Raw genomic sequence first — 26,422 nt, forward strand, 5'->3', positions numbered from 1 at the left:
TAAATAGTCAAATGATCGAATCGAAGATGGTAAAAAGAAAATCCGCTGAGCATGCAACGGCTGAGTCGGACGTAACGGCGAAACCAGGCGCCACGGCCAAGCGGCCAGGGCGGCCGACGGGCAGCGCGCGCGGGCCTGAGCAACGCAACCGCCTGCTCGACACGGCGCTGGTTTTGTTTGCGCGGCAGGGAATCGTCGATACCACGCTCGCCTCTATTGCGCGCGAAGCTATGGTGACGCCGGCGATGGTGAATTACTACTTCACCAGCCGCGATCAGTTGATCGACGTGTTAGTCGAAGAGCGTTTTCTGCCGGTGAAAGCAGCATTGGCTGGCGTGTTCCAGGCCCATCCAAACGATCCCGTGGCAGCCATCACCGAACTGACGCGACGGTTCGTCGATGTCGCGACAACCTATCCGTGGTTTGCGCCGCTATGGCTGCGTGGAATAATCACGCATGACGGCCTGATCAAGCAGCGGATGCACGAACGTGTCGGCGATGAGGACCAGAAGGCGGCGCTTCGATGCATCAAGCGATGGCAACGCGAAGGGTTGCTCAATGCCGGTCTGGAACCGTCGTTGATATTTTTGTCGCTGATGGGCCTGACGATTCTGCCGCTCGCAACAATCATGACGCGGCAGGTCGGTCCGGAGCACAGTCCAATTGATGCCGCGGCAATCGCACGGCATGCGATTGCTTTACTGGTGCATGGGGTGGGGCCGCATTAGCTACGAGAGTTGGTGCTTCAGGGGATGCTCTCCATGAATGCTACGGCGGGCCGTCTGCGGTGTAAAATCCGCAACGCGTTCGATATCAACATCGAATGCCCCCTTTCGCTTCTAACGCTTCTGTACGTGCCAGACATGGCACGCCAACGTATCCATCATCAGGACTCAACATGGCAATGTGGCCGATTCAGCTTTGCATCATCATTCTTGCAACGATGCTATGTGGCGCCCTGGCCAAGCGCATCGGGCAAAGCCGCGTAGTCGGGGAAATCGCTGCCGGCCTGATATTGGGGCCTGCGGTTCTTGGCGCGATCAACACGGATCTTTATAACATGCTGTTCTCCAATGCGGTCATGCCGGTGATCTCGCAGTTCGGGGAACTCGGCCTGGTTTTGCTGATGTTCCAACTTGGACTGCACCTGGACCTGAAAAGTCTCCAGGGACGCGTGCCGATGCGCATGCCGGTTACTGTCGCGCTATCTGGAATCGTCTTCCCATTCGCAATCGGCTGCGCGCTTGCTGCCGTATCCCGGTCGGCGCTCGCGCCGGAAGTTCCCGCTCTCGGCTATGTGCTGTTTTGCGGCGTTGCATTGTCTATTTCCGCAATGCCGGTGATGGTGCGCATCGTGCTGGATTTGCAGATGGAAGGCACATTCACTGCCACAGTCGCATTGACGGCCGCATCCCTGACGGATCTGCTTGGATGGTTGCTGCTGGCAGTGATCACGGCGATTTCTACAGGCGGTTTTACATGGGAACATATTGCGCGCAATGTGGCGCTCCTGCTTATTTTTGTCGCAGTCTCGATGTTGATCGTGCGACCGCTTTGGACCTGGGTAATTGCCGGCAGGGCGGCATCCCGCGTCACGTCGCGCGTGCTGCCTGCCGTGATTTGCTATGTGTTGATATCGTCCTGGATCACGGCTGAAATCGGTTTTCACAGTGCATTCGGTGCGCTGATGGCCGGGTTGGTGCTGCGTGATCTGCCCGGGTTGAAGATTGAATGGCGCGACAAGGTTGAGGGATTTGTAGCGTTGATACTCATGCCGGTATTTTTTGCGCTTGCAGGTATCCAGGCCGCAAGCGGAAATGTGTCTTTGCCGAATTTCTGGCTGTGGTTCAGTTTGTTCCTTATCGGCGGAATCGCCGGCAAGTTCGGCGGCAGTTATCTGGGAGCGCGTATGGCGGGCGTCGGGCATCGTGACGCCAGCGTGATCGGTGCGTTAATGAATACGCGCGGACTAATGGAGCTTATCGTCCTGACGATCGGTTTGAAGCTAGGCATTCTGCCGCCTTCCGTGTACACGATGCTTTTTGTCATGGCGCTGGCAACCACTGCAATGACGGTTCCGGTATTGCGGCTTTTCGGGTATGGCAGCCAGCGTGACGAACGAGGCACAGACGGAATTCCGGTGAAACGCCGTGACGCGTGATCTGCCGCGCCTTTTTTCAATAGATTAACAAGAAGGCTTATCGATAGGAGACATGTTTCCTCGCCCAAGCCAAATCATCTTGTCTGACACGAATAGCCTGTTCGCGCATGGGCAATATCGCGGCCGACTGCACCGCGTCCAGCTTGAACACGCTGATCACCGAGGTCAGGTTTCCGGCTTGTTCCTTCAGCGATTCAGCCGCAGCGGCGGCTTCCTCGACCAGCGCGGCATTTTGCTGGGTAACCTGATCCATCTGCCCGATCGCCTGATTAACCTGTTCGATACCGCTGCTCTGCGCTTCACCGGCGGCAGTAATCTCCGCCATGATATCGCTCACGCGCTTGACGCTATCGACTATCTGCTCCATGGTGTTTCCGGCCTCATTGACCAGTTTGCTGCCGGCGTCAACCGTTTCCATCGAATCGCCGATCAAGGCCTTGATTTCTTTTGCCGCAGATGCGGAGCGCTGCGCCAGATTCCGCACTTCACTGGCGACTACCGCGAAGCCACGCCCCTGTTCACCGGCGCGCGCGGCTTCGACCGCGGCGTTCAACGCCAGGATATTAGTCTGAAACGCAATGCCGTCGATCACCGCGATGATGTCGACAATTTTCCTGGCTGAATCGTGGATGGAGCCCATCGTTATCACCACCCGGGAGACCACGGCGCCGCCCTCGAGTGCGACACCGGAAGCAGTTGCGGCCAGTTGATTGGCTTGGCGTGCATTGTCGGCATTCAGTTTTACCGTCGACGTCAATTCTTCCATCGATGCAGCAGTCTCTTCGAGCGACGCAGCTTGCTGCTCGGTGCGTGCCGACAGATCCTGGTTGCCGGATGCGATCTGGCCCGACGCCGCGGCAATCGTCTCGATGCCGCTGCGGCAGCGGCCGACGATGCCCTGCAAGCTTTCGTTCATTTGATGCAGGGCGCCCAGCAATTCGCCAATTTCATCTTTGCGTCCGGTTTCAATCCGGCTGGTGAGGTCGCCGTCGGCAACGGTGCGAGCAACCTTGACTGCCGAGCGCAACGGTCCGGTAATGCCGTTGATGATCCAGTAGGTCAAGCCACTGCCGATTAGCGTGCCGATCGCTACCACCGAAAGTAAAAAACGCAGCGCCAGGGCATTTCTCTGCGTGGCCTCGCTTTCGCTTTGCTGCATCAGATCTTTTGACTCTTGTGCAACCAAGGCGACGATGTCGTCGATTTTTTTTGTCGGCTCGCGATCCATCCCAGCGACCGATTTGTCGACAATGTGGGCGCTGTCCGCTTTTGCCGGATCGAACCGGGCCAGGGCGGACAGATATTTTTGCGCCAGCTCGGCATTGGTCCGGCTTGCTTCTGCAATAAGCGGCGTGTCGAGGCCTAACTGGCTGAGCGTCTTCCCCAACTGATTAAGCCCGTCCCTGGATTCTTCGCCCTTTTTTACAAAGGCATTTTTGTGTTTCTCAAACGCAGCGCTGTCGCTGCCTCTTAGCAGAAGGTCTTTCCATTCTTGTATTTCTATTTTGAAATCGACCTGCGCTTTTCTGGCAAGATTCACGGCCAGTTGAAAGTTAGCCGCGTTTTTCATCATGTCGGCGGTCCGTACATTGCTCTCGTAAAGCGAGCGCCAGCCAATCAGGCCCATCAAGATGGAGGTCAGTATCAGCAATGTCGATAATGCGGTGAGCCTGGCGGATATTTTTAAATTAGAGATATTCATTGTTTTTTGGAATAGGAAAAAATCTTGTTGGACAATAAATAACATTGCACGGAATACGCCTGTCGACTCGCGACACAACAACGTCAGCGCGCCTGGGAAGGCCGGATCATGAACACTGCGCTGTTGTTGGGGTTTACGGCAGGTGAAAGAGAAACTTGAAAATTCATTTGTAAGCAAACATAAATGAATATCGAATATGTTGGATTTTTAAAAATACTTCTCGCGGGAATTTTCTGAATTCGCGCTACCTGCGGTCGCCATCCATGCCGACATGGCCCTTTTAACAGGTCGAGCATACGTGGACAGGATCAAGGCGGCTCTTGGACTGCGCCTGATAAAAGAGCTGCCTCTTCTGTTCGGGGTGCCATGCGCGTTGTACACAAAAACGCTGCAGAAAAAACGCTGTAGAAAAAAATATCAGGCTTTGACCCGGCGAAGCCGTGAGCGGCCGTTCACGGAGCGTCAATCAAAGCTCCCGCTCCTCGCTGTGCTGAAGCGATGGGCGGAGCTGCCTGGATGGCATATCAACTTCATTGATGTCCTAATTGTGCGCTAACTATTCTTCATTAGGCTGAGTCCGGCTTGTATGTAAAAAAATCAGCGCCGTCACAGGACATTCATTTAACCATTGATTGAGCACATGAAAAACTTCACCCTCAGCAGGCCGACTATCGTTGCCGCCGGTGCCCTCATCTTATTGCAGGCCGCGCTTGTCCCGGCGGTTCAGGCCGCGACACCGGATAACTACAAGGTCGTGGCGCGTTTTCCCGTCACAGGAACAGAAGGGTGGGATTACATCTCTGTCGACAGCAAACGGAATCACTTGTTTGTCAGCCGTTCTGATCATGTTCAGGTGCTCGATACCACATCAGGGAAAGTGATTGCCAACATAGCCGATACCGCGGGCGTTCACGGCGTGGCGATCGCGCAGGATCTGAATCTTGGATTTACCAGTAATGGCCGGTCAGACACGATAACTGTTTTTGAACTCGACAGCCTGAATACAATCGATACCGTGAAGACGACCGGCGCCGGTCCGGATTCGATACTTTATTACCCTCCGTTAAAGCGAATCTACAGCTTCAACAGACGAGGCCAAAGCGTGACGATAATCGATGCCGTTGCACGCAAGGTCATCGATACGCTGCCCATTTCCGGTCATCCGGAATTCGCGGTCAGCGACAGCCAGGGTCATATTTTTTTCAATGTGGAAGACAGGAACGAGATTGCCGTCATTGACGCGCAATCTTCGAAAATCGTGAAGCATTGGAGGATGGCGCCATGCGATGAACCGAGCGGGCTGGCGATCGATGACCGGCATCACAGATTGTTTTCGGTATGCAGCAACAAGAAAATGATGGTGCTTGATTCCTTGTCGGGAAAAATCGTCACCACAGTGGCGATCGGGCAGGGGCCGGACGCGGCCGCTTTCGATCCTGATTCAGGATTCGTATTTGTTTCCAACGGCGACGGTTCGTTGACGGTGGTGCACGAGGATGCAGCGGATAGATATACGATAAAGGCCAACCTTGCCACGCAAAAAGGAGCGAGGACATTGGCGCTCAACCCGGAAAGCCATCTGGTTTACCTGGTGAGCGGGAATTTCGGTGCGGCGCCGGCGCCCACTGCAACGACTCCTCACCCACGTCCTCCGCTACTGCCGAATACCGTCAATGTTTTGGTTGCCGCACCAAATTAAGCAGCTGGACAGCAGGCATCAGCAACGCCGAGCTCTTCGCCGCATTTAGCGAAGAACTCGGCATTGTCCGAAATCGCAGCGCATGGCAATTGAATCGCCGTTGTCGCAAGAGACCGTGTATGACTCGAATCCCGGGCCTTTGGCGCTGAGGACGGCGTGCGGCGCCGTCGCGCATGCTTGTGTCCTGGCGATGTGTTCACTTTGATACGAATACTGACCGATTTGCTCTGCCGGTAATTCGGACGCTGAGGCACCATGAAGCGCTGGCGCTACATTTGCAGCTGGCAAAGATACAGAAGGCTTGTTGCCGGTAAATTCCGTTGCGGCGGGTGCAGCATTCTCATGTGAGGCGGATGGCGTGGCAGCTGTCTGGGCAGCGAAGGCATTATTCTCACCCGTGTATTGAGGTTTTATATAGGTAAAGAAGTATTTGTCGGTGGTCGATCTCATTGCGAACATGTCGGCGCCAACCTGGTACAAGCGATAACAGTCCTGCATTACTCTCCAGTTGCTTCCGCCATAAATCCCGATACAAATCTTGTTCTCCGCTTCCTTGATTTCATACGAGCCCATCGTGCCGCCTCCCTTATCGAGATTGCGGGCCTCCAGGCCACCGTTCTGATCGATTTCGTAAAGCATTTTTGCGCCAGACGGGTTGTGACCTGATACGGAGCCCAAAGTCATAAAGTGGGTGCGCATTTCTTCACCCGTCAGCTGGCGCTCGACATAGCTGCCAGGAGTGGCCTGGATATTTGCGGCAGGCGGAGCAATCGGGTTAGCCGGGGAGGTGGTGTGCGCCGTTGTCGGCATCCGGTTTGCGCCATTCTCCCCCATCAGGACCATGATGACAGCCGGATAGTCAAACGCTGCACCGGAACTTTGATCGACGACGGCGCCAACCACGCCGCCGAGTAAAATATTACCGAACGTCATGCCCTTAACACTCGATTTGATCTGCGCTAATCCGGGTTTGATATTTTCTTTTTCGCATTGCACGATCAGGTCATCGCGCGATCTATGGACACTCACCGTACCCGGCGAAGTCACGTAAAAAATGCCTTTGGTGTTCTGCAGTTTGCAAGTGGCGCCGTTGACCAGTTGCCCCTGGCTGCGGGCTTCGACCGTCACCACCTGGGTAGTTCCGCTGACAATGGATGCGCAGCCGCTAAGCAGTGAAGATGCAATGATTGCTATCGCTGCGGCTGCCCTGACCAAGAAACACTTATTCATCTGCTTCCCTGTTTTTTTGAATTTTATATGAGTGAATTACGATGCTACCGGTCGGCGCATGCCGCCTTGCCGCCGAATTTAGTCGCCGTATCGTAGCAGATAAGATTTCCATATTGGAATATTGTCAGGCTAATATTTTGGCTTGTGTTTAAATTCATACAGAAGAGTTTGGCGGCGCGTGGCGAATAAGAATGTTTCTTGTTTGTCGATTGAGGTCATGCAGTATCAAGAATTTCCAGACTATGAAAAATCAAGAAAAAATCCTTCCTCACCGGGGTATCGATACTGACCTGATGTTCAATCGCGTCGCTGGCGATGTGACTCGAAATGATCAGTACATGGTAGTGCGGACACCCGATTCGCCGGATTACTATTTCGGGAACCTGCTGGTACTGAATCGCGCGCCGCAGGATGGCGAGCGTGAACTACTGGAGTCGGACTTCGCCCGGTTTGTTGGCACGCCGCCGGGCATCAAACATCGTACTTTCCTGTGGCCGGTTAGCGGGAACGAACGGTTTGAATTGAATTCATTTATCAATGCCGGATATGAGTTCAGCGAAAATACCGTTCTGATTGCCACTTCGGCAGATCTGCTGCGACCAGCGCGAGAAAATCAAGCTGTCACCATCCGCCGCTTTAGAGATAGCGCCGACTGGTCTGGCTGGAAGGAGATGCAGCTTGCCGACAATGCAGGAAAATTTCCCGAACCGGAATTTCTCAATTATCTAGCTGGCAAACAAGCGACGTACCAACGAATGATTGCCGACAATCTGGGCGATTGGTGGGGTGCGTTCATTGAAGGCAAACAAGTGGCCAACCTCGGATTATTCTTCGATGGTGAAACCGCGCGTTTTCAAGCTGTGCATACCGCACCGTCTCATCGCAATCAAGGCATCTGTCGTACGCTGGTGCATCATGTTGCCCTGGCCGGCTTCCAGCGCGCCGTGCGCTTGGTGATGGTTGCCGATGAAAATTATCATGCCGCGCGTGTCTACGAGTCGCTGGGATTTCGACGCAGCGAGCGCATGGCTAGTCTTTGCTGGTGGCCGCAAGAGAATCGATAGCCAAAAAAAGCAGCGCCCGCAGGCGCTGCCATAAATCGACAATTCAAGGAGACCCAAACAGTCGAAGTTACCCGGTAAGTTGTCAGTTCCTAGATCGCCCAGCCGCCAGCGTAGAAGGCTGCCAGCGCGATAGCAATGGCGACGGTGCCCACGTTCAATTTGCGGAACTCGCCGGATACGATACGACCGATTACCAGCGTGCAGAAACCAAGCATGATGCCGGTGACGATATTGCATGTCAGCACAATGAACACCGCGCACAGCAGACCAGACATGGCATCGACCGTATCATCCATATGCATGCGGCTCACGCTGCCCAGCATCAGCAAACCGACATACATCAGCGCAGGCGCTGTCGCATAGGAAGGCACCAGGCCAGCCAGCGGCGAAAAGAAAATGACCGCGAGAAACAGCAGGCCGACTACGACTGCCGTCAGGCCGGTACGGGCGCCAGCGGCGGTGCCTACCGTCGATTCAATGTAAGCCGCAGCAGGTGCGCCACCGACCAGGCCGGCAAAAATGGAGCTGAGCGAATCGGCTGTCAGCGCTTTGCCGCCGTTGTGGATATAGCCTTTTTCATTGACCTGGCCAGCCTGACCGGCGACCGCGCGAATCGTGCCGGTGGCATCGAACACCGCCGTCATCACCAGCGCCAGCACACTTGGCAACACCGCCATGTTCAGCGCGCCCTTGATATCCATTGAGCCGATCAATGAGGCGTGGCCGGGAGAACTCAGCGCCGGCATTGAAAACACGCCGGTAAATTTGACGGCAGGATCGAAGATCAAACCGATGACGGACAGGGCGACGACGACCAGCAGGATGCCGCCCGGTACGCGGCGCCGCTCAAGACCGAAGATGGCCGCCAGGCCGAGGATGCTCATCACCACTGGGAATGCGGTAATGTGACCGAGTGCTACCGGCAATCCGGGACCGGCATTCTTTACCACCATCCCGACTTCACTGGAGGCGATCAGCAGCAGGAACAAACCGATGCCGACGCCGGTGCCGTGCGCAACGCCGGACGGCAGGTTTTGCAGAATCCAGGAACGGATGCCGGTCACGGAAATGGCGGTGAACACCAGGCCCATCAGGAATACCGCACCGAGGGCGACGGAGGGCGACAAACCTTTGCCGAGCACCAGGCCGAAGGCAGTGAACGCGGTCAGCGAAATCGCGCATCCGACGGCGATCGGCAAACGTGCCCACAAGCCCATCAGCAGCGAGCCGAAAGCGGTCGTCAGGCAAACCGCCACGAACACGGCGCTGACATCGAAGCCGGCCCTGCCCAGCATGCCTGGCACGACGAAAACGGAATAGACCATCGCCAGGAAAGTGGTGATACCGGCCACAACCTCGCGGCGCGTGGTGCTGCCGCGGGCGGTAATCTGAAAGTATTGATCGAGTTTACCTTCGCCGACGGCGATAGGATCTCCCAGGCCCACAACAGGCTGGGACTGGAGTTGTTGTTCCATCATGATCGAGCTGCTCCTTATATGTCCTTGAAGCGGCCGTCACTCGACCGTCATCAGGGTGTCTCATGTTATGTTTTGAATAGCCAGCCCGAACCCTGGTAGCTGGACTGCTCGTCATTTGAAAAGATGATGAGTTCGGTGAATACAGCTTAGGGTATTGATGTAGCCAACCCATCATGAGGGCTTAATAGCCGCCATTTGCATTTCCATATGCGGAGCGCAGTCTTCCTTATGACGGGTACGGGCTTCCAGCCGGCCGTTCCAGGCCGGATGCGGCTGTCTGGCTGGGACGGCAAAAACGTGAAAAGCTGTTGAAAAATCACATTTGAGGAATTCATTTCCATGGGGGATTTAATGTACTTTTATTTCTTGCTGGCAACTTGTGGGTGATATATAAAAATAGGCGAGCACACCTTTTGCATGGGAACTGGGGAGAATAAAAATGTGGCTGAAATCAATTTTCAACAAACCTGCAAGCAATAATCAAGATGAGGGGGCGCACGAAGTTGTTAAAAGCTCAGCCAGCCCCCAGCCGCCGGCCAGGCGAGTAGCCTCGATAGAGGAGCGGGCAGAACTGCAGCCGGCGAAAAGCGTCGGCCACCAGATTCACTACGACGAAAAATTGATTCCCCAGCTCAAGGGCGATCATGCGGCCTTGCTGTTGATGTATTCCTCGGTGGCGAACAAGATGAGCGCCGGCGCATGGGATGCCGTGCCAGCCTCATTGCGCGAGATGCGCATGGCGATGTATGGCCACCTGCTGACCGAGGGCGTCAAGCTGTATTCGTATATGCGGCGCAGCCTGGCGGAGGAGCCGAATCTGCTTGAGGTCTACCGTTCTTATAAAAAGGAAATGGATGGCATAGGCCGGTTCGCCTTTGATTTTTTCGACAAATATCAAGGCAAGGATTGGCTGGCATCGGCGGATTCTCGCTCCTCGTTCAAGGCTGAATTCGATCACCTCGGCAAGGTGCTGGCAGACCGCATCACGCGCGAAGAAAATATTCTCTATCCTTTGTACATGCCGTCTTAGGCAGTGGGTTTGCCAGACAGCCGGGCCTGGTCTTGGTTCAGATTTGCCAGGCGCCGTTTCGATAGACCAGCTCGTCATCAAGGTAGACCGCTTCGGTTACCGCAAAAACATCGATGTGATATCTGGCGCTCGCGCGCTTGATATGGGTCTTGTTGTAGACGCCGTGTTTGGCGCCTAGCGACAGGTGGATGCCGCACATGCGCTCGTAGGTGCCGATATCGCTGACCATCCGGTCCCGCGAAAACGCGCGATTCATGCCGAAACCCAGCTCCCGCAGCCAGACCTCGCCTTCGTCGGCGCGGATATTGGCCAGTACCTGGTCGAAATCGGGAGTGGAGTCCAGCACTTCGGTGACCCGGCCTTTGCTGATGACCAGGGTGATGGGATGTGCCGGCCGGTTGACCCGGAACGAGGTGTCGCCAAACACGAAGATGCGTACGCGTCCGTTCACGGCTTCCAGGTCTTGCGCTTCGGTGAACACTTCGCCGATGGGGAACTGGCCGCCGACGTTGTTCATCTCGCTGTAGTCGCCAATATTCAGCTTGGCCGGCTCGAACGGCGATGCAAACACCAGGCGTGCGCCGCCGCTGTCGACGACGCCGGTGCGGGCGCGGTCAATCCGCGCTTTCAGCGCATAGCCGACGCCGCGGTAGTAGCCGGAGTCATACGCCAGCGATTCGATGTAATAGAGCGCTTGCGCCCCGGGCATGCGCGACAGATGCGGATGTTCTATCACCTTGAGCGCACGCTTGAACAGTTCGACCCGGATGCGGAACGCCTCCAGGCGGAAGTTGGTCGATTGAATCAGGACCACCAGGTCGTTCGCCTCAAGTCCCGCAAAGGCGGCGAGTACCGCATCCGGCGTGACCGCATCGAAGTCGATGAATGTCGCATCCGGCAGGCAGCGCCGGTAGGCTTCGGTAAGCGCGACGGTGAGTTCGCAGCGCGCATCCGATACCACTACGGCAGCGCGCGGCGGCGCATCCGATACCACTACGGCAGCGCGCGGCGGCGCATGCCGGATTGCCATGGAAAGGATATCGCGCAGATGCTTTTCCGCCACGGCTATTGCTTCCCCTGCTATCGCTTCCTCGTCTATCGTGCCGACGCCTTCGTCGTTTGTTGTTGGAGTGATCATCAATTTACCGTATCGGGAAGCAGGAGAAATACCGTGCCATAAGACCAAGTCTTGGTGGTCAGACAATTCCCGCTGGACCGGTATTATAACGAAGGGTGGGAAAGCAGCCATCATTCCGGTTCGCGCTCAACCACAGCCGTGATGCGCCCCCTGTGCGCATCTGTCTTCTTCGCTGTTCACGGTTAGCCGGCGAGGCCCTTGGCCAGCAGCTCGGCCACCAGCTGATTGAGGTCCAGTTCGCGCTCTTTCGCCAGGGTTTGCAGCTGTTGCACCAGGACGCCGTTCAGTTTGACCGCAAACGGCACCAGCCCCAGCGCCTGATCGCGCTTGCGCTGTTCGCGCCGGTCGATCACAGCGGTGTCGCTGTTGCCAAAACCGCCTGCGCCTGGCGCAGTCATTTTTCCCATGAGCTTCTTGGCATCGCTCTTCGCCATTCCTGTCTTTTTCATTTTGCATGTCCTTGTTGATAAACGATATTGTTGGACGCAGTATAGGCTTACTCCAGGCAAAGTAATCGGGATTGGGCGGATCGGCCACATCAGGAAACGACTGGCGTCGATCGAAATCGCCAAGGCCAAGCAGGAAATACGGTTTCGAGATTATCATCATGGGCATTGCGCCTCCGGCGCAGATTGACTCAACGATTGATTCGACTTTTCTTGCGCCCACGACCAATGCTTCCTACTCTCCTGATTCTCAATCCTATGTCCGATCAAAGTCTGCAATGCATCGCGCAAGACTTCCGGATCGTGTATGCCCCCACAGCCGAACAGCGCAACGCCGCTATCGCCAGCCACGCCGACGCGATACGGACGGTATTGACGATCGGCTCGATCGGACTGCGCGCCGAGGAAATCGCGGCCTTGCCGAAGCTGGAACTGATTTGCGCGCTGGGCGCCGGTTTCGAGAACATCGATGTTGCGGCTGCACGTGAGCGTGGCATTAAGGTATCCAATGGCGCCGGCGCCAACGACGCTTGTGTCGCCGATCACGCCATGGGTCTGCTGCTGGCGACGGTACGCGGCATTCCGCAACTGGGCGTCGCGCTACGTCAAGGCATCTGGCGCGACGCCTTGCCTTTGCCGCCCAGTGTATCCGGCAAGCGTCTCGGGATTATCGGACTCGGCACGATCGGCAAGCAGATTGCGCGCCGCGCCGCAGGTTTCGACATGACGATCGGCTATCACAACCGTTCGGCGCGCGACGATGTGCCGTTCGCGTATTTCGCTGCGCCGCTGGAGTTGGCGCAATGGGCTGATTTCCTGGTCATCGCCACGCCTGGCGGTGCAACTACCCGCCACATGATCAATCGCCAGGTGCTGGACGCTTTAGGGCCGCAGGGCTTTATCGTCAATATTGCGCGCGGCAGCGTGATTGATACTGCGGCGCTGGCGCAAGCCTTGCGGGATGGGCGGATTGCCGGCGCCGGCCTCGATGTTTACGAAAGCGAACCCTTGCCGCCGGCTGAATTACTGGATTTGCCGAATGCGGTTCTGACGCCGCATGTGGCCGGATGGTCGCCGGAGTCGGTGGCGGAGACGGTCCGCCTGTTTCTGCAGAATGCCAAGCTGCATTTTTCCGGGCAGGCGGTACTGACGCCGATTTGAGGCGTCAGTTCAAGAATTTCTTGTCCTTGGTGATCATGGTCATCTCGACAAACTTCGAGCCGCTGTGATTGCTGCCAGTGAAGGTGACATCGAAGCCGCCGCCGTTATAATTTTTCACATTGATCGTTTCCAGCGCCTTGACCAGTTTTGCGCGCGTCAGATCCTTGCCGGCGCGTTTCAAGCCTTCGACGAATACCTTGGCCGCAATGAAACCCTCCAGGCTGGAAAAGTTAGCTTCCTTGACACCGGCTTTTTCCATCAGCTTGTTATATTCGGCAACCACCGGGATTGACGAGCTCCAGGGGAACGGCACCACCTGGGAAATGACGACGCCTTCGCCATCCTTGCCGAGCGCATCGGACAATGCCAGGCTGCCGACAAACGATACGTTGTAGAACTGGCCGGTATAACCGGCTTTGCGCATTTCTTTAATGTAAGCGGCGCACGAGGTGTAGGCGCTGATCTGAATGATCGCGGCAGGGCGTTTCGGCAGGATCTTGCTGACGGCCAGCTTGACGTCGGTGCTGTTACGCTCCACCGTGGCGGCCTCGACCAGTTCCACATTCATCTTCTTCAAGGCACGCTGCACGCCTTCCAGTCCGGCGCGGCCATAGGCGTCGTTCTGGTAGAACACGGCAATATTCTTGATGCCGACGTTAACCAGTTTTTCCACCAGGTGCTCGGTTTCATCGAAGTAGCCGGCGCGGATATTGAAGACCTGGCGATTCAGCGGCTCACGCAGCGATTGGGCGCCGGTCACGGGTGCAAAGAACGGTACGCCGGCCTGTGTGAAAATCGGCAATGCGGCATTGCTGGTCGGCGTGCCGACATAGCCGAACAAGGCAAACACATCGTCCTTTTCAATCAGGCGCTTGGTATTGGCTGCAGCCAGGTCGGCTTCGTATTTGTCGTCGGCCGTGATGATCTCAATCCGCCGCCCATAGACGCCGCCTTGTTCATTGACAGAGTCGAAATAGGCTTTGGCGCCGGCATTCATCTGAATCCCCAGTTGTGCGGCGGGGCCGGAGAATGCGGCCGATTGTCCCAGCACGATTTTCTGGTCGGTGACGCCGGATTCCGCAAAACTGGCGGATAGCGGGCTGCAGACGCCGATTATCAGCGGGAGCACGAAGGAAAATACGGAAGATAAAAGATGACGTTGAGGTCGCATGTGCCACTTTCTTATGTTGATCAGACGCTGCAATACCGGGCTGAGCATCAAATGAGCGTTACAGCACTGCAACCATGCACATTATAGATTTATTGCTGCAGGAAGACAAAAGAAGAAGTGGTTTTGACGGTAGTTGGCGTTTTTGCCAGTGTTTTTACTTGTTCAACTATTCGCGCAACAGCATCTGACTGTGAGCGCCAGTCGGAGTTCGCGGCTGAATCTGGCATAAAATCAAACATAGGCATGCATCGTCAAATTGACATGAGGAACTGGAATGCTGGATATCTCAATGCACATCAGCGAAAAATCGAACTCATGCTGAATTCTTCAGATGAGCAGGCGAAGGGCGCGCAAGATCATCGCCATATCAGTTTTGAGGCGATCAAGAATATGCGCGACCTGGGTGGTTACCTGGCGGCCGGAGGGCGTCGGATCATGCCGGGAAGATTGCTGCGCGGCGCCAATCCCGGGATGGCGTCTGCCGCGGATATCAGCAAACTCAAGGGTTACCGGCTGGATGTCGTGCTCGATTTTCGCACGGAGGCAGAGAAGCATGCTGCAGAGACGGCATTTGCCTCTTCTTTCAACTGGATTGCCGAGCCGGTCATGGTCGGCAATTTGTCGCAAGAGCTAATGCTGTCTTTACTGCAGAGCGGCAATCCGGAACGCAGCCGGCAGTTCATGATTGATTTCTATCGCGCCTTCCCGGTGCGCTATCAAGCGCAGTTCAGGCGCTTCCTGAAACTCGCGGAACAGAACAACACCATGCTGTATCACTGCACCGCCGGCAAGGATCGTACCGGTTTTGCCAGCGCTTTGCTGTTGGCCGCGCTGGGTGTCGATCGCGCAACCATCATCGCCAACTATCTGGAGTCGAATCGCTACAATGCGGCGGCCAATGCGCAGGTGTTAGCCAAGCTCTTCAAAGCTGAGCTGGCGCCGGAACTGATAGCGCCGCTGCTGACAGTTGAGGCTGCTTACATGGAAGCGTCGCTGGCGTTGATCGAAGAAGAGTATGAGGGCATGGATTGCTACCTGCGCCAGGTGCTCGATATCGATGTCGAACGAATTCGGAGAAATTATCTGGTGTAGCGTGGGCAATACAAGCTGCCCACGCTATGGTCAGCGTTGAAAAAAAAGCCACCGACATAGTCGCTGGCTTTTTGCTCATAACGATTACTGCGGTTACCACATAAGGACGCGTTGCTCCGGCGGCAGATACATCTTGTCGCCCGGCTTGACGTCAAATGCACTGTAGAAGCCAGGCTGGTTGCCCAGCGTGCCGTTGCCGCGGAAGCGCGGCGGCGAGTGCGGATCGGTCTTTACATAAACGATAGCCTGCGCATCGCGCACCTTGCCGCGCCATACCTGAGCCCAGCCAAGGTACAAGCGCTGGTCGCCGGTGAGGCCGTCGATTACCGCCGGTGTCTTGCCATCCAGAGACAGGCGATAGGCCTTGTAGGCGATGGTCAGGCCGGAATTGTCCGCAATGTTTTCGCCCAAGGTCAGTTCACCGTTAACCTTGTAGCCGGGAACCGGGCTGTAAGCGCCGTATTGCGCTACCAGAGCCTTGGTCTTGACCGCGAACTTCTCGTGATCTTCCTTGGTCCACCAGTCGCGCAAATTGCCGATCTCATCGTACTGGCTGCCTTGGTCGTCGAAGCCATGGCTGATTTCATGGCCGATCACTGCACCGATGCCGCCGTAATTGACCGCGTCGTCAGCATTGGCGTTGAAGAACGGCGGTTGCAGAATCGCCGCCGGGAACACGATTTCGTTGAACTCAGGGTTGTAGTAAGCGTTCACTGTCTGCGGCGTCATGCCCCATTCGGTGCGGTCGACCGGCTTGCCGAGCTTATCGATATTGCGCTTGAATTCAAACTGGTTGGCGCGCATCACATTGCCGACCAGATCGTCGCGTTTGATGACCAGGCTGGAGTAGTCGCGCCATTTGTCCGGATAACCGATCTTCAGCATCAGCGTCGACAATTTCTTTTGCGCCTGCTTCTTAGTGTCGGCGCCCATCCAGTCCAGACCGTCTATGCTTTGGTGGTAGGCGGCGATCAGGTTGGCCACCAGTTTTTCCATGCGGGCTTTGTTCTCAGGCGGGAAAAACTGCTCCACATAAAGCTGGCCCAAACCTTCGCCGACGCTGGCTTCGACCACATTGATGCCACGTTTCCAGCGCGGTTCATTTTGCGGTACGCCACGCAGCACCGTGCCTTTGAAGCCGAAATTCTGATCGACGTATTCCTTTGACAGGTCGGAGGCATAGCTGCTCAGCACATGCCATTTGAAATACGCTTTCCAGACCGGCAGCGGGGTCTTTCCCAGAATCTTGTCGAGACCCTTGATGTAACTAGGCTGGCTGATCACCAGATACGACACCTTGTCTTTCAAGCCGGCGTCGGTCAGATAGCCGTCCCATTCGACATGCGGAGCCAGCGTGTGCAACTGCGCCAGCTCGACCCGATTATAGGTCTTGACCGGATCGCGATTTTCAACCTTGGTCCATTGCACCTTGGCCAGTGCGGTTTCCAGGGCGACGATGCTGGCGGCGTTTTTGCGGGCAGCCTTGTCGCCGGACAACGTCAGCATGGCTTCCACATGCGCCTGATATTTGGCCAGCGTGTCTTTCAGCTTGGCGTCGTCGGCTTTCAGGTAATAATCGCGGTCCGGCAGGCCGAGGCCGCTTTGGCCGAGATCGGCGATTACCTTGCTGGAGTCTTTAGCGTCCTGGTGAATACCCAGATCATAAGGGGCGCTGACGCCGATGCTGTTCAGATGGGCGATCAGGGCCGGGATCTGTTTCTTGTCTTTCAAGGCATCGACCCGGGCGAATTCTGCGCTCAGCGGCTTGACGCCCAGTGCTTCCAACGCTGGCTCATCCATGTAGCTCGCGTACAGATCGGCGATTTTTTGCTGGTTGGAGCCGGGCGTGACGTTCTTTTCGGCGCTGACGGCGTCGACGATCGTATGCAATTGGTTCAGGGAATTTTCACGCAGCTCATAGAACGCGCCCCATGACGATTTGTCGGCGGGGATTTCGGTTTTCTTGAGCCAGCTGCCGTTGACGTAGCTATAGAAGTCATCCTGAGGGCGTACCGTCAGGTCGGCATTCTGCATGTCGATACCGCTGACCTGCTTCGGGGCGGCGACAGCAGCGGCAACGGTGCGGGGAGTTTGAGCGTAGCTGGCGCTGGAGACGGTGTAGCCGGCAACCAGGGTCAGCACTGCTGCACAAATTAGAGAGCGTTTCACGAGTAAATAATCCTTATGAGAAGTCATCGGAAAAAAACAGCCTTGTAAGGCATTCTATAAAACTACTTGAATTTGAAATTATTTGAAACTACTCGAAGCTGATTAAGCCCGGTTATACGCCAAGACTTAACATAGCTCCATTGTTCCAGTGTTCTGCCATCAGCGCAGAATGGCCTCCGGATTTTGCTTGTCGCGCAATGCGGTGCATAGCAAAGTCTGTTCGCGGGTTTGCGCCAGGCCGCGTTCGGCGCCAGGCAGATGTTCGAGCAAAGGCTGGAAAAAAGTTGTCAAGCGCTCCGCCTCGCCTTGCGAGCAGCTGTCGCCGGCAACCAGCCCGGGCAATCTGCTGCCGGACATTTCACCGCTGCGCTTGATCAGCTGCACATGGTTGGCGGTAAACCATTTCCACATGGCCTCGCGGCCTTCGCCATCTTCTCGGCTGGCGCGCAACAAGGTACTCATCTCGCCGATTTTGACGCGTGGATCCAGCGCCAGGTTGCGGGCGCGTTCAGCGTTACCGGCAGCAGTGGCGGAGCCCAGGCCGGCCAGCATCGCCATGCGTTGCGCCGGTTCGCTGGTGGCGCCGAGCGCCTTGATTAAAACGTCGATGGCGTTGCCGCCGCGATCTTGCGTGCTGACTGCCAGTACCGAACGCAACAGGTCGGGGTTGGCTGCCTCCAGATTGAGCCGGCCATCGGCATTCGGCTGCAACGCCTGTTTACCTTGCGCCAGCAGAGCTTGCCGCACTTCGGGCAATTTGATGTCGAGCGCCAGGAAATCTGCCAGCGCAGCGCGTAACAAGGCATCGTCCTGGCTTTCATTGGCGCGCCGCTGATAGCCAAGTTGTTGCAGCCGCGGCAGATACAGCTTGCGCGCCAGCTCAGTCAGGCGGGTGCGCTGAGCATCGCTGCGTGCTTCGTACTTGGATAGCCACTTGAGTGTCGGAATCAGCGCTGTCACAACTTCGCGCGTGCCGGATCTGGCCAGGCGCGGCGCCGCTGCCAGCACCGCCGCTGCATCCAGATCGCCGCGGCCGAAGCCGGCGTTGATGGCGTCTGCGTATGCCAGCTGCTCGGTGTCGGGCAGCTGTTCGAGGTTGCCGGTCAGGCGCGCCAGATCGTCATGCGCCATGTTGAAGCGATAGTAGCCGGCGGCGTCGGCATTCGGCATATACCAGCTGCTGGCAGACGCGCCTTGCAGCACCATCTGCCCTTGTTCCTGATCCAGCAATTCGCATTGCGTCTTTGCATCGCCATTGGCGATGCTATAGCGTACGCACACCGGAATGCCCCACAGGCGCTTGGCGTCACCGGTCGAACCCAGCGGCAGGTAACGCTGTTGTTTCAGATGCAGTACCGCCTTGCCGTTTTCCCAGCTGAGCGCGGTATCCACCAGCGGCACTCCGGCTTGATCGAGGAAACTTTGCATCGCTTTGGCAAGGCGCTGATCTTTGCCGGAAGCCTTGGTGAGCGCAGCGATCAGGTCATCGGCGGTGGCGCTGGAAAACTGATGTTGCTTGATATACGCTCGCACGCCCTTGCGGAAAGTATCCGCACCCAGGTAACGCTCGAACATATTCAGTACGGCCGCGCCCTTTTGGTAGGTGATGCCGTCGAACGCTGTTTCGATATCGCCGTTGCCGGTGATCGGCTGGCGGATGCGGCGCACGCTGACCAGGCTATCGTTTTGCATGGCGTAGTTGGCGCCGCCGATCAGTTCCAGGTCGGCACGGTATTCCGGATGCAGCTGTTGCGTGATCTTGCTCTGCATCCAGGTGGCAAAGGCTTCGTTCAGCCACAGGTCGTCCCACCATGGCATGGTGACCGTATCGCCGAACCATTGATGCGCCAGTTCGTGGGCATTGACATTGAACGAGCTGCGCACATTGTGTGCCGGCGAATTGGCGTCGAGCAGCATCAGGTAATCGCGGAAAGTCACCAGCCCCGGATTCTCCATGGCGCCGGCGGCAAAGTCAGGCGCAGCCAGCAAATCCAATTTGTCGAACGGGTAGCCGAAGCCGAAATAATCTTCCAGTGCCGTGATGATGGCTGGCGTCTGCGCCAGCGCCGGCTCGATGCGCGGACCTTCACCCTTGGGTGCGATGCCGCGCAACGGTGTGGCTTGAGGGCGCCATTGCGTCGCCGCAATTTCAGGGCCGTTCACCACATCCCATGGGCCGACGGCAAACGCGACCAGATAAGTCGGCAGTGGCTTGGTGCTGGCAAAGCTGAGCTTGCGCCAGCCGTTTTCCAGTTTCTGTTCCGCCACTTGCCGGGTGTTGGCGACGGCAACCTGGTTTTCAGGTACGGTCAGGCTGAGCGTGAAAGGAGTCTTGAATGCCGGTTCGTCGAAACCCGGAAAAGCATAGCGCGCGCTGATCGCTTCCATCTGCGTGATGACATACGGCGCACCTTGGCTGTTGACCTTGTACACGCCTTCCAGCTGCTCATTGAACGGCGCGCTGTACTCCAGCATCACGCTATAACGTCCGGCCGGCAGCGTCTGGCCAAACTCGAGCGTTGCGACGCCTTCCTTTTTCGCCGCTACCTTGTATTGGGCTGCGTGAATTTTCTTGCCGCTATCGGTGAGCGTGACTTTGCTGACGCTCAAATCGTGACCGTGCAGCCACAGATGATCGGCAGCTTGTTTCAGTTCGATGTCTATGGTGGCGTTGCCGCTGTATCCAGGCTGATGCGGATCGACGCGAAAGTCGAGCCGATAAGCCAGCGGTTGAACCCAGCGCGGTAATTTTCCCAGCGGTGCCGTATCATCCGGGGTCGCCGCTGCGGCGTTGAATGATGCGATGCTGATAGCGAGAGCGGCTAATGTGAAACGACGAGTAGTACACATCACAGATGAAATCCTCCCAAATTTGGTCTTGGGATTCTAGCGCGCGCTACGCCGATTCGCTAGGAAATAGTATGAATATAAAAAGCAAAAATGATTTGTGCGATGCGCGCAGCGTGATTGCATTGGTTTAGTGCACGCCAATGCCGGCGCGGCTGTCAGCTTGTCTTATCTGGAATAAGTAAAGGTGATAGATGGAAAACAAAAAACCGCCTCGAAAATTGAGGCGGCTTTTATGTAGACTACTATGCAGTCTGATTCACGCGGATTTTTAAATTTATTCAGGCGCGCTTAATAAGCCGCAGAACGAATAGCAAGATCACAGCGCCCACGGTGGCGGTCACAATCGATGCAATCCAGCCGCCGCCAACATGGATGCCCAGGACGCCGGCCAGCCAGCCGCCGATGAAGGCGCCGACGATACCAACGATGATGTCAACCAACACGCCGAAGCCGCCGCCTTTGACCAGCACACCGGCTAGCCATCCAGCAATCGCGCCAATTATCAACCAAGCGATAAAGCCCATGATATTTCCTTTCAGAGTTGATTATCTTTAGACTACCAGGCAAGAGTAGCGTAAACATCCTTAATGCAGCATCAAAGATAATGGACCAATTGTTAAAGATAGATAAAACTGGAATGTGAGCCGGAATGCGACTCTATCGGTGCCGCATTGCCGGTCGTTCGCGATCGCTAGCCGGAAACGACAACGGAGCCCAGGATCGCTGGTGATCCTGGGCTCCGTCGCCGTCAGCTATCGTGGTTCAGCTATCAGCTGCAAGCTTTGCCATGGTCGGCATGTGCGCCTGCTGCTTTGGCCGCGGCTTCTGTCATATAGGAGCCGGCCTTGGTTTTGCCATAGTATTTGCTGCCTTGGCAGTGGTATACCTTGCTGCTGGTGTTGACCCAGACTTGGCCAGGGCCGCCGCCGGCTGCAGGAGCGCTTGCTGCAGCTGCCGGTTTGGCTGGCGCTGCCGGGGTTGCAGCCGGAGTGGTTTTAGCCATGGCTGCAGGAGCCGCGGCCGGTGCTGCTGCTGGGGCGGCAGCAGGGGTTGCCGGAGCGGCCGCAGCAGCTGGTGCAGCGGCGGCAGTGGCATACCAGTCTTTTACGCCCTTGTGACCGGCGCAAGCGCCTTTCTTGGTAGCGTTGGAGGAGTAGCTGCCGTCCTTGCACAGGCCGGTGGTGCCGGCTGGCGCTGCAGCAGGCGCCTGGGCATAGCTGGCGACGGAAGTCAGTAAGGCTGCTGCAACTGCTGCTGAAATAAACAATGCTTTCATTTTTTTCTCCATGGAGTAAGTGATGCCTGTGTGGCCGTCGAGCTGGCGCACTCTCTGTTTCGATATGCCTGCTTCAATCTGTCTACCTGCGGCACCAATCAACAAATAAGCAATATGTTGTGCACCGCACCTGGCAATATGACCGAGGTAGGTAATCAACGCGGTCAGATTGATTATGGCTGACACAACTTTCCATACAATTGAAAACAATTGTGATATTTCTACCGTACGCCCTTGAGCGATGATTTTTTGATGTATTTCAGGAAATATTTGGCTTGCGGGATAACTGTCAGCCAATATTGTTGAAAAATTATTTATTTTCAAGAAAAATGGCGCAAGCCGACGCTAAGTCAACTCGCGCCGTCTTGCGCATGCGTGGCTAGAACGCGTAGCGCGCGCCTAAAGTGCCGTGGTGCGTGGTGAGCTGCACCCCGTCGACTTTTGGTAGACCGGCTTGGCCGCAGCTGGAACCTGATTTAATTGGCCTTGACCGCTTCGACCTGGATTGCCAGTTTTACTTCTGGAGCAAATTTCGGCACGCCATAACTGATGCCGAAATCGGCGCGATTGAATTCTGCGGACGCATCGGCGCCGCAGACTTCGCGTTTGAGCATCGGATGCTGGATGCATTTGAAGGAATTGATGGTCAGCTTGACTGGCTTGGTAACACCGTGCAAGGTCAGTTCGCCATCCACCGAAACCGGTTTGTCGCCGTCGAATTTTATCGAAGTGCTTTTGTAGGTAACGTCAGGGAATTTCTTGACGTCGAACATGTCCGGGCCGGCGGCGTGTTCGTTCATTTTTGGCATGCCGAAGTCGATGGTGCTTGGATCGATATGGATATCGATGGAACCGGTCTTGGCAGCGCGATCCAGAGTTACCGTGCCGCTGGTTTTTTCGAATTTTCCGCGCCAGACGGAAATCCCCATATGGTCGGCCGCAAAGCTTGGATAGGTATGGGCCGGGTCGACGGTGTAAGTGTCTACCGCTGCGAATGCGCTGACTGCGCTGGCAGCCAGCAGTGAAGCGATGATGAGCTTTAGTTTCATTGTTGTCAATCCTTTCGGTTGGGGTGGTGTTCTTACTTAATTCGCTACAAGGTGAAACTTGATGATGATTTCGTCCGCCACCATGCTGGTGTCTTTCCACTCGCCTTCACCGATATTGTAGGTAAGACGCTTGATCGGCAAACTGCCGTTGAAGACCTGGGCGCCGGCTTCTTTGTTGACGCTCAGGGGGAAGCTCACATCAGTGGTTTTGCCTTTGATGGTCAGCTTGCCGGCAACGTCGTATTTGCTGCCAGCGGGTGCGCCTGCGCTGGCCTTGATCGAGCTGGTGACAAAAGTGGCCTTGGGAAATTGCTGGGCGTTGAACCATTCTTTCTTCAGCACTTCCTTATTGTATTCAGGGTCGCCCAGGTCGAAACTCGGGATGGCGATGTCGACGCTGGCTTTTGAAGTTTCCGGCTGCGCACTGTTGAAATCGATGAGCGTTGTGACTTGCTTGAACTTGGCTTCCACCGGCACGTTCATCTGCTTGAACACGATGGTGACATTGCTCTTTGCCAGATCCGGTTTCAGGGGAGCTGCGACGGCCGACCAGCTGGCGCCGAGGGCGATCAGGCCGAATGCGGTAGTACGTGACAGGAAACGCATAGGTGTCATGAAATGTTCCTTTTGATAGACAGTGTATTTAAGGCAGCATGCGTTTCAGCACGCCGTCGCGATTGATGAAGTGATGCTTGAGTGCGGCCAGTACATGCACCGAAACCGCGCCCAGCATGATCATGTTGAGTGTGTAGTGAAGCAGTTTCAATATGGGTTTCAAGTCCGGATTCGGTGCTATCAGCACCGGTAAGGGAATGATGCCGAGATAGCTTACCGGTACGCCCGCCGCCAGGCTGTAAAAATAGCCGGAGATCGGCACCGCAAAAATCAGGATATACAAAAGGATGTGCAAGGCGTGCGCGGCGCGCTGCTGCCATGGCTGCATGCTGTCCGGGTAAGGCGGTGCGCCCTGCGTTTTACGCCAGATCAAACGCAGGCAGGCCAAACCAAGCACCGTTACGCCGAGCCACTTATGCCATGAAAAATATTTCAGCTTGGTTGGCGTCAGGCCCGGGATGTCGACCATGGTCAGGCCGAGGGCAAAAGTCGCGACGATAAGAATGGCGACCAGCCAGTGCAGCACAATGGCTGGGGTTGTATAGCGTTGCATAAATAAAGGTGTGAAAGATGGACGTAAAGTTGAACGTAAGTGAGTTGGTCAGAGGGGGCTGAGACTCATAAAACTTCTACGAGTTTCATACATTCGATATTTTTTTGCTAACTTATCGGCTGGTACGCTATGGTATCGGAAATTCTTAAACACTGTTTGCGGCGGGCAGCAAGTGCCCGCACCGGCATGCCATGCCCCAGCGTTCAGTCGGGCGCCACCAGTGCCGGCATTACCGGGGTTTCTACAGTTGATGCCGCCACAACAGGTGCAGCTTGTGAAGCGGCTGACGAGCTTGCTCCGGGATTCACGCCTAGCAAGACCGGCAGTAATTCCGTGGCGGTTTGCCTTGACATGGGAATCTGCAGCTGAGGCGTATCGAGGACACTTTGGACGTGCGAGGTACTGACCGCCTTGCCGTTGACGATCAGCGTCAGATCCTGCCCCAGCGCGGCGCCGCTGGCCGCCGCCATGCGTTGCTGGGCATCTTGGCTCAGCGTCACCTCCAGTGTGACAAAATCCGGATTGGCGCTATAAGCATCTTTGATATTCAGGCTGATTTCGGTGAAGTCGCCCGGGGAGGAAAAGGCTATCTCTGCCGCATTCACTGCAGTGATTGTCATTGTGGCGCATAGTGCGGCGGCCAATATTTTCCAACATGTACGCATGATTATTCTCCGGTTCGGGTTACGATAGCTTGGTCTGCTGGCCTGCCTGCGCCAATGCCAGATGCACTGCTTCCGCTACGCTCAGTGCGCTCAGCGACTCCGCCGGAAAACAGGGAGCAACCGCACTTTTCATGATGTCGTATACGGGATCTTTGAGGCGCGCCAGTAACAGGCGCAAGCCGCGGGCGGCGGCAAATTCGAAAAAATCGTGCAAGCCTTCAAGGCTGGAGCTGTCCAGGTCCGGCGACTCTTCCAGGCTGAGAATGACGGTGTGTACCGGCGGTGCTGCAGCGTTGATGTTATGGCGTGCCTGGCCCAGTATCCGTTCGGCATTGGCAAAAAACAGCGGCTCGTTGGGGCGCAGGATCATGATGCCGGGTATCGCCTGTGCTTCCGGATGAGTACGTATGTTGACGAAGTCATGGCCTTGTCCGAGCCGGCCCAACACCGAGATGGTCGATTGCGAGAACTGTCGCAGCATCATCAGCAGGCTGATGGCAATTGAGGCTAGCAAGCCGTCCAGCACGCCAAGCAACAGCACCGCAATGACCGAGGCGATGACCACCAGGCGGTCGCGGCGCCAGCGGAAATAAGGGCGGAAGATGGCGGGATTGAGGGTATGGCCGACGGCGTGAATCACGATCGCGGCCAGCACCGGCTCCGGCGTCAGGGCGATGGCGGGCAACAGCGTCAAGACGATCGCCAGCATCACCAGCGCCGCCACCCAGCCTGACAGGCGCGAAGTAGCGCCGGCGGCTTCATTGGCGGAGGTAGCGGAGTAGCCGGCGCCGACCGGCATCCCGTGAAACAGGCCGGACAGAAAATTGGATGCGCCTAGCGCCAGCAAATCGCGGTTAGGCGCCACCGGATCGCCGTGCTTGATGGCAAAGCTGCGAATCGAACCATACGATTCGGCATACAGGATCATGGCCATGGCAAAGCCCAGTTCACCCAGGCGCAGCCAGTCTGCGCGCGCGAGCATGGGCAAGGTCGGCGTCGCCAGTTGCAGATGGATGCTGCCCACCAGGCCAATCCCGTACTGGGTCAAATGCAGCCACTGGCCGGCGGCGACGCCGATGACGATCACCAGCAATGCGCCCGGTACGCGGGGCAGGCGCGCAAACAGATACAGCAACACCAACGCTACTGCCATTACGGCGCCGCTGATCCAGTTCCAATGGCCGATCTGCGCCAGCATTTCCGGAATGAAGCGAGTCATGTCGCTGTGTTCGGGATGGGCGCCGACTACACCGGCAAACTGCTTGAGAATGATGACAATCGCCAGGCCGAAAGCAAAGCCGCGCAACACCGGCTTGGCGATGAAATCGGTAACGCTGCCCATGCGGGCCAGCCCGGCCAGCAGGAAAAACAGCCCGGTAATCATTACTAGCCCGGTCGCCAGCATCATTCTCAGACCCACGTCGCCATTCGCCATGGATGCCGTGGCTGCCGCCAGCACTGCTGCCGAGGAGGAGGTGGCGGAGACGATTGCAAACCGGCTGCTGCCGAACAAGCCGTAGCAGAGCAGCCCGGCAAACAGCGCAATCACACCGGTTTGCGGCGGCAGATTGGCGACGCTGGAATAGGCGACCGCTTCGGGAAGTAGTAGTCCGGCAATCGACAGGCCGGCGATCACGTCCGCCAGGGACAGCCGTTTGGCGGGTGGCGGCGGATTGAGGTCGGCGTGTTGTGATGATGCAGCGCTCATGCGCCTCCTTGGCGATGGATGTCAATGTCGATTTTATGGTGTTTTGGCAAGTATGCGAAGCCGGAGTGAAGCAGCATGCGTCAATCAGCTGGCCAATTGGTGCAGCTGATTCTATGTCAAATATCGTTCGTCGGGATGGCGCAACTACATACAATAGTTAAATGG

The 26,422-nt window shown here is 56.4% G+C and carries 22 protein-coding genes; 7 read left to right on the forward strand and 15 right to left on the reverse strand.

Features of this window, described 5'->3' with window-relative positions:
- Positions 1–26: 26 nt before the first annotated feature.
- Together BLV81_RS06380 and BLV81_RS06385 are read left to right on the forward strand one after the other, a co-directional pair.
- Positions 27–728: a TetR/AcrR family transcriptional regulator gene (locus BLV81_RS06380; RefSeq protein ID WP_255365002.1), complete on the forward strand. Its 702-nt coding sequence runs from the start codon at positions 27–29 to the stop codon at positions 726–728.
- Between the two features lie 170 nt (positions 729–898).
- Positions 899–2,161, forward strand: coding sequence for a cation:proton antiporter (locus BLV81_RS06385; protein WP_092353566.1), 1,263 nt, complete (start codon positions 899–901; stop codon positions 2,159–2,161).
- A 37-nt stretch (positions 2,162–2,198) separates the two neighbouring features.
- On the opposite strand, the gene BLV81_RS06390 is transcribed toward BLV81_RS06385, so the two are convergent.
- Positions 2,199–3,863: a methyl-accepting chemotaxis protein gene (locus BLV81_RS06390; protein WP_092353907.1), complete on the reverse strand. Its 1,665-nt coding sequence runs from the start codon at positions 3,861–3,863 to the stop codon at positions 2,199–2,201.
- A gap of 640 nt (positions 3,864–4,503) precedes the next feature.
- Between BLV81_RS06390 and BLV81_RS06400 the strand changes: the two genes are divergently transcribed.
- Positions 4,504–5,562: a YncE family protein gene (locus BLV81_RS06400; RefSeq protein WP_092353570.1), complete on the forward strand. Its 1,059-nt coding sequence runs from the start codon at positions 4,504–4,506 to the stop codon at positions 5,560–5,562.
- Between the two features lie 45 nt (positions 5,563–5,607).
- On the opposite strand, the gene BLV81_RS06405 is transcribed toward BLV81_RS06400, so the two are convergent.
- Positions 5,608–6,693, reverse strand: a complete 1,086-nt coding sequence (locus BLV81_RS06405) for a hypothetical protein (protein ID WP_143036294.1) — start codon at positions 6,691–6,693, stop codon at positions 5,608–5,610.
- Between the two features lie 341 nt (positions 6,694–7,034).
- Between BLV81_RS06405 and BLV81_RS06410 the strand changes: the two genes are divergently transcribed.
- On the forward strand, positions 7,035–7,856 hold the full coding sequence (locus BLV81_RS06410; protein WP_176992772.1) for a GNAT family N-acetyltransferase: 822 nt from the start codon (positions 7,035–7,037) through the stop codon (positions 7,854–7,856).
- 89 nt (positions 7,857–7,945) lie between these two features.
- Here BLV81_RS06410 and BLV81_RS06415 read toward each other — a convergent pair whose 3' ends face one another.
- Positions 7,946–9,334, reverse strand: coding sequence for an NCS2 family permease (locus BLV81_RS06415; protein ID WP_369823821.1), 1,389 nt, complete (start codon positions 9,332–9,334; stop codon positions 7,946–7,948).
- A gap of 439 nt (positions 9,335–9,773) precedes the next feature.
- On the opposite strand from BLV81_RS06415, the gene BLV81_RS06420 reads away from it, so the two are divergent.
- A complete protein-coding gene (locus tag BLV81_RS06420; protein WP_092353576.1) occupies positions 9,774–10,364 on the forward strand; it encodes a hemerythrin domain-containing protein in 591 nt (196 codons plus the stop codon).
- A 37-nt stretch (positions 10,365–10,401) separates the two neighbouring features.
- Here BLV81_RS06420 and BLV81_RS06425 read toward each other — a convergent pair whose 3' ends face one another.
- Both BLV81_RS06425 and BLV81_RS06430 read right to left on the reverse strand, forming a co-directional pair.
- Entirely contained in the window at positions 10,402–11,502 is a 1,101-nt protein-coding gene (locus BLV81_RS06425; RefSeq protein ID WP_092353578.1) for a M29 family metallopeptidase, read from the reverse strand.
- Between the two features lie 182 nt (positions 11,503–11,684).
- Positions 11,685–11,951 carry a hypothetical protein gene (locus BLV81_RS06430; protein ID WP_092353580.1) on the reverse strand — a complete coding sequence of 89 codons (267 nt, stop codon included), beginning with the start codon at positions 11,949–11,951 and terminating at the stop codon, positions 11,685–11,687.
- A gap of 225 nt (positions 11,952–12,176) precedes the next feature.
- On the opposite strand from BLV81_RS06430, the gene BLV81_RS06435 reads away from it, so the two are divergent.
- Entirely contained in the window at positions 12,177–13,109 is a 933-nt protein-coding gene (locus BLV81_RS06435; RefSeq protein WP_092353582.1) for a 2-hydroxyacid dehydrogenase, read from the forward strand.
- A gap of 4 nt (positions 13,110–13,113) precedes the next feature.
- Here the strand turns inward: BLV81_RS06435 and BLV81_RS06440 are convergent, their stop codons facing one another.
- Positions 13,114–14,280 (reverse strand): ABC transporter substrate-binding protein, encoded by a 1,167-nt coding sequence (locus BLV81_RS06440; protein ID WP_092353911.1) that lies wholly within the window; start codon positions 14,278–14,280, stop codon positions 13,114–13,116.
- 315 nt (positions 14,281–14,595) lie between these two features.
- Between BLV81_RS06440 and BLV81_RS06445 the strand changes: the two genes are divergently transcribed.
- On the forward strand, positions 14,596–15,372 hold the full coding sequence (locus BLV81_RS06445; RefSeq protein WP_255365003.1) for a tyrosine-protein phosphatase: 777 nt from the start codon (positions 14,596–14,598) through the stop codon (positions 15,370–15,372).
- Between the two features lie 93 nt (positions 15,373–15,465).
- Here the strand turns inward: BLV81_RS06445 and BLV81_RS06450 are convergent, their stop codons facing one another.
- The 9 genes from BLV81_RS06450 to BLV81_RS06490 all read right to left on the reverse strand — a co-directional run bounded on the left by BLV81_RS06450 (position 15,466) and on the right by BLV81_RS06490 (position 26,257).
- Positions 15,466–17,541 (reverse strand): M13 family metallopeptidase, encoded by a 2,076-nt coding sequence (locus tag BLV81_RS06450; protein WP_092353584.1) that lies wholly within the window; start codon positions 17,539–17,541, stop codon positions 15,466–15,468.
- Between the two features lie 159 nt (positions 17,542–17,700).
- Complete coding sequence (locus BLV81_RS06455) at positions 17,701–20,391, reverse strand: M1 family metallopeptidase (RefSeq protein ID WP_092353586.1); 2,691 nt, start codon at positions 20,389–20,391, stop codon at positions 17,701–17,703.
- A 278-nt stretch (positions 20,392–20,669) separates the two neighbouring features.
- Positions 20,670–20,915 (reverse strand): GlsB/YeaQ/YmgE family stress response membrane protein, encoded by a 246-nt coding sequence (locus BLV81_RS06460; protein ID WP_092353588.1) that lies wholly within the window; start codon positions 20,913–20,915, stop codon positions 20,670–20,672.
- 245 nt (positions 20,916–21,160) lie between these two features.
- Entirely contained in the window at positions 21,161–21,667 is a 507-nt protein-coding gene (locus BLV81_RS06465; protein ID WP_092353915.1) for a DUF3761 domain-containing protein, read from the reverse strand.
- Positions 21,668–22,143: 476 nt separating this feature from the next.
- Positions 22,144–22,716, reverse strand: coding sequence for a YceI family protein (locus BLV81_RS06470; RefSeq protein ID WP_092353590.1), 573 nt, complete (start codon positions 22,714–22,716; stop codon positions 22,144–22,146).
- Between the two features lie 36 nt (positions 22,717–22,752).
- On the reverse strand, positions 22,753–23,331 hold the full coding sequence (locus BLV81_RS06475) for a YceI family protein (RefSeq protein ID WP_092353592.1): 579 nt from the start codon (positions 23,329–23,331) through the stop codon (positions 22,753–22,755).
- A gap of 28 nt (positions 23,332–23,359) precedes the next feature.
- On the reverse strand, positions 23,360–23,884 hold the full coding sequence (locus tag BLV81_RS06480; RefSeq protein ID WP_092353594.1) for a cytochrome b: 525 nt from the start codon (positions 23,882–23,884) through the stop codon (positions 23,360–23,362).
- 203 nt (positions 23,885–24,087) lie between these two features.
- Complete coding sequence (locus BLV81_RS06485; RefSeq protein ID WP_092353596.1) at positions 24,088–24,504, reverse strand: hypothetical protein; 417 nt, start codon at positions 24,502–24,504, stop codon at positions 24,088–24,090.
- Positions 24,505–24,568: 64 nt separating this feature from the next.
- Complete coding sequence (locus BLV81_RS06490; protein WP_092353598.1) at positions 24,569–26,257, reverse strand: SulP family inorganic anion transporter; 1,689 nt, start codon at positions 26,255–26,257, stop codon at positions 24,569–24,571.
- Positions 26,258–26,422: the final 165 nt, after the last annotated feature.

It is taken from the genome of Collimonas sp. OK242, assembly GCF_900107095.1.
Lineage (GTDB): Bacteria > Pseudomonadota > Gammaproteobacteria > Burkholderiales > Burkholderiaceae_D > Collimonas.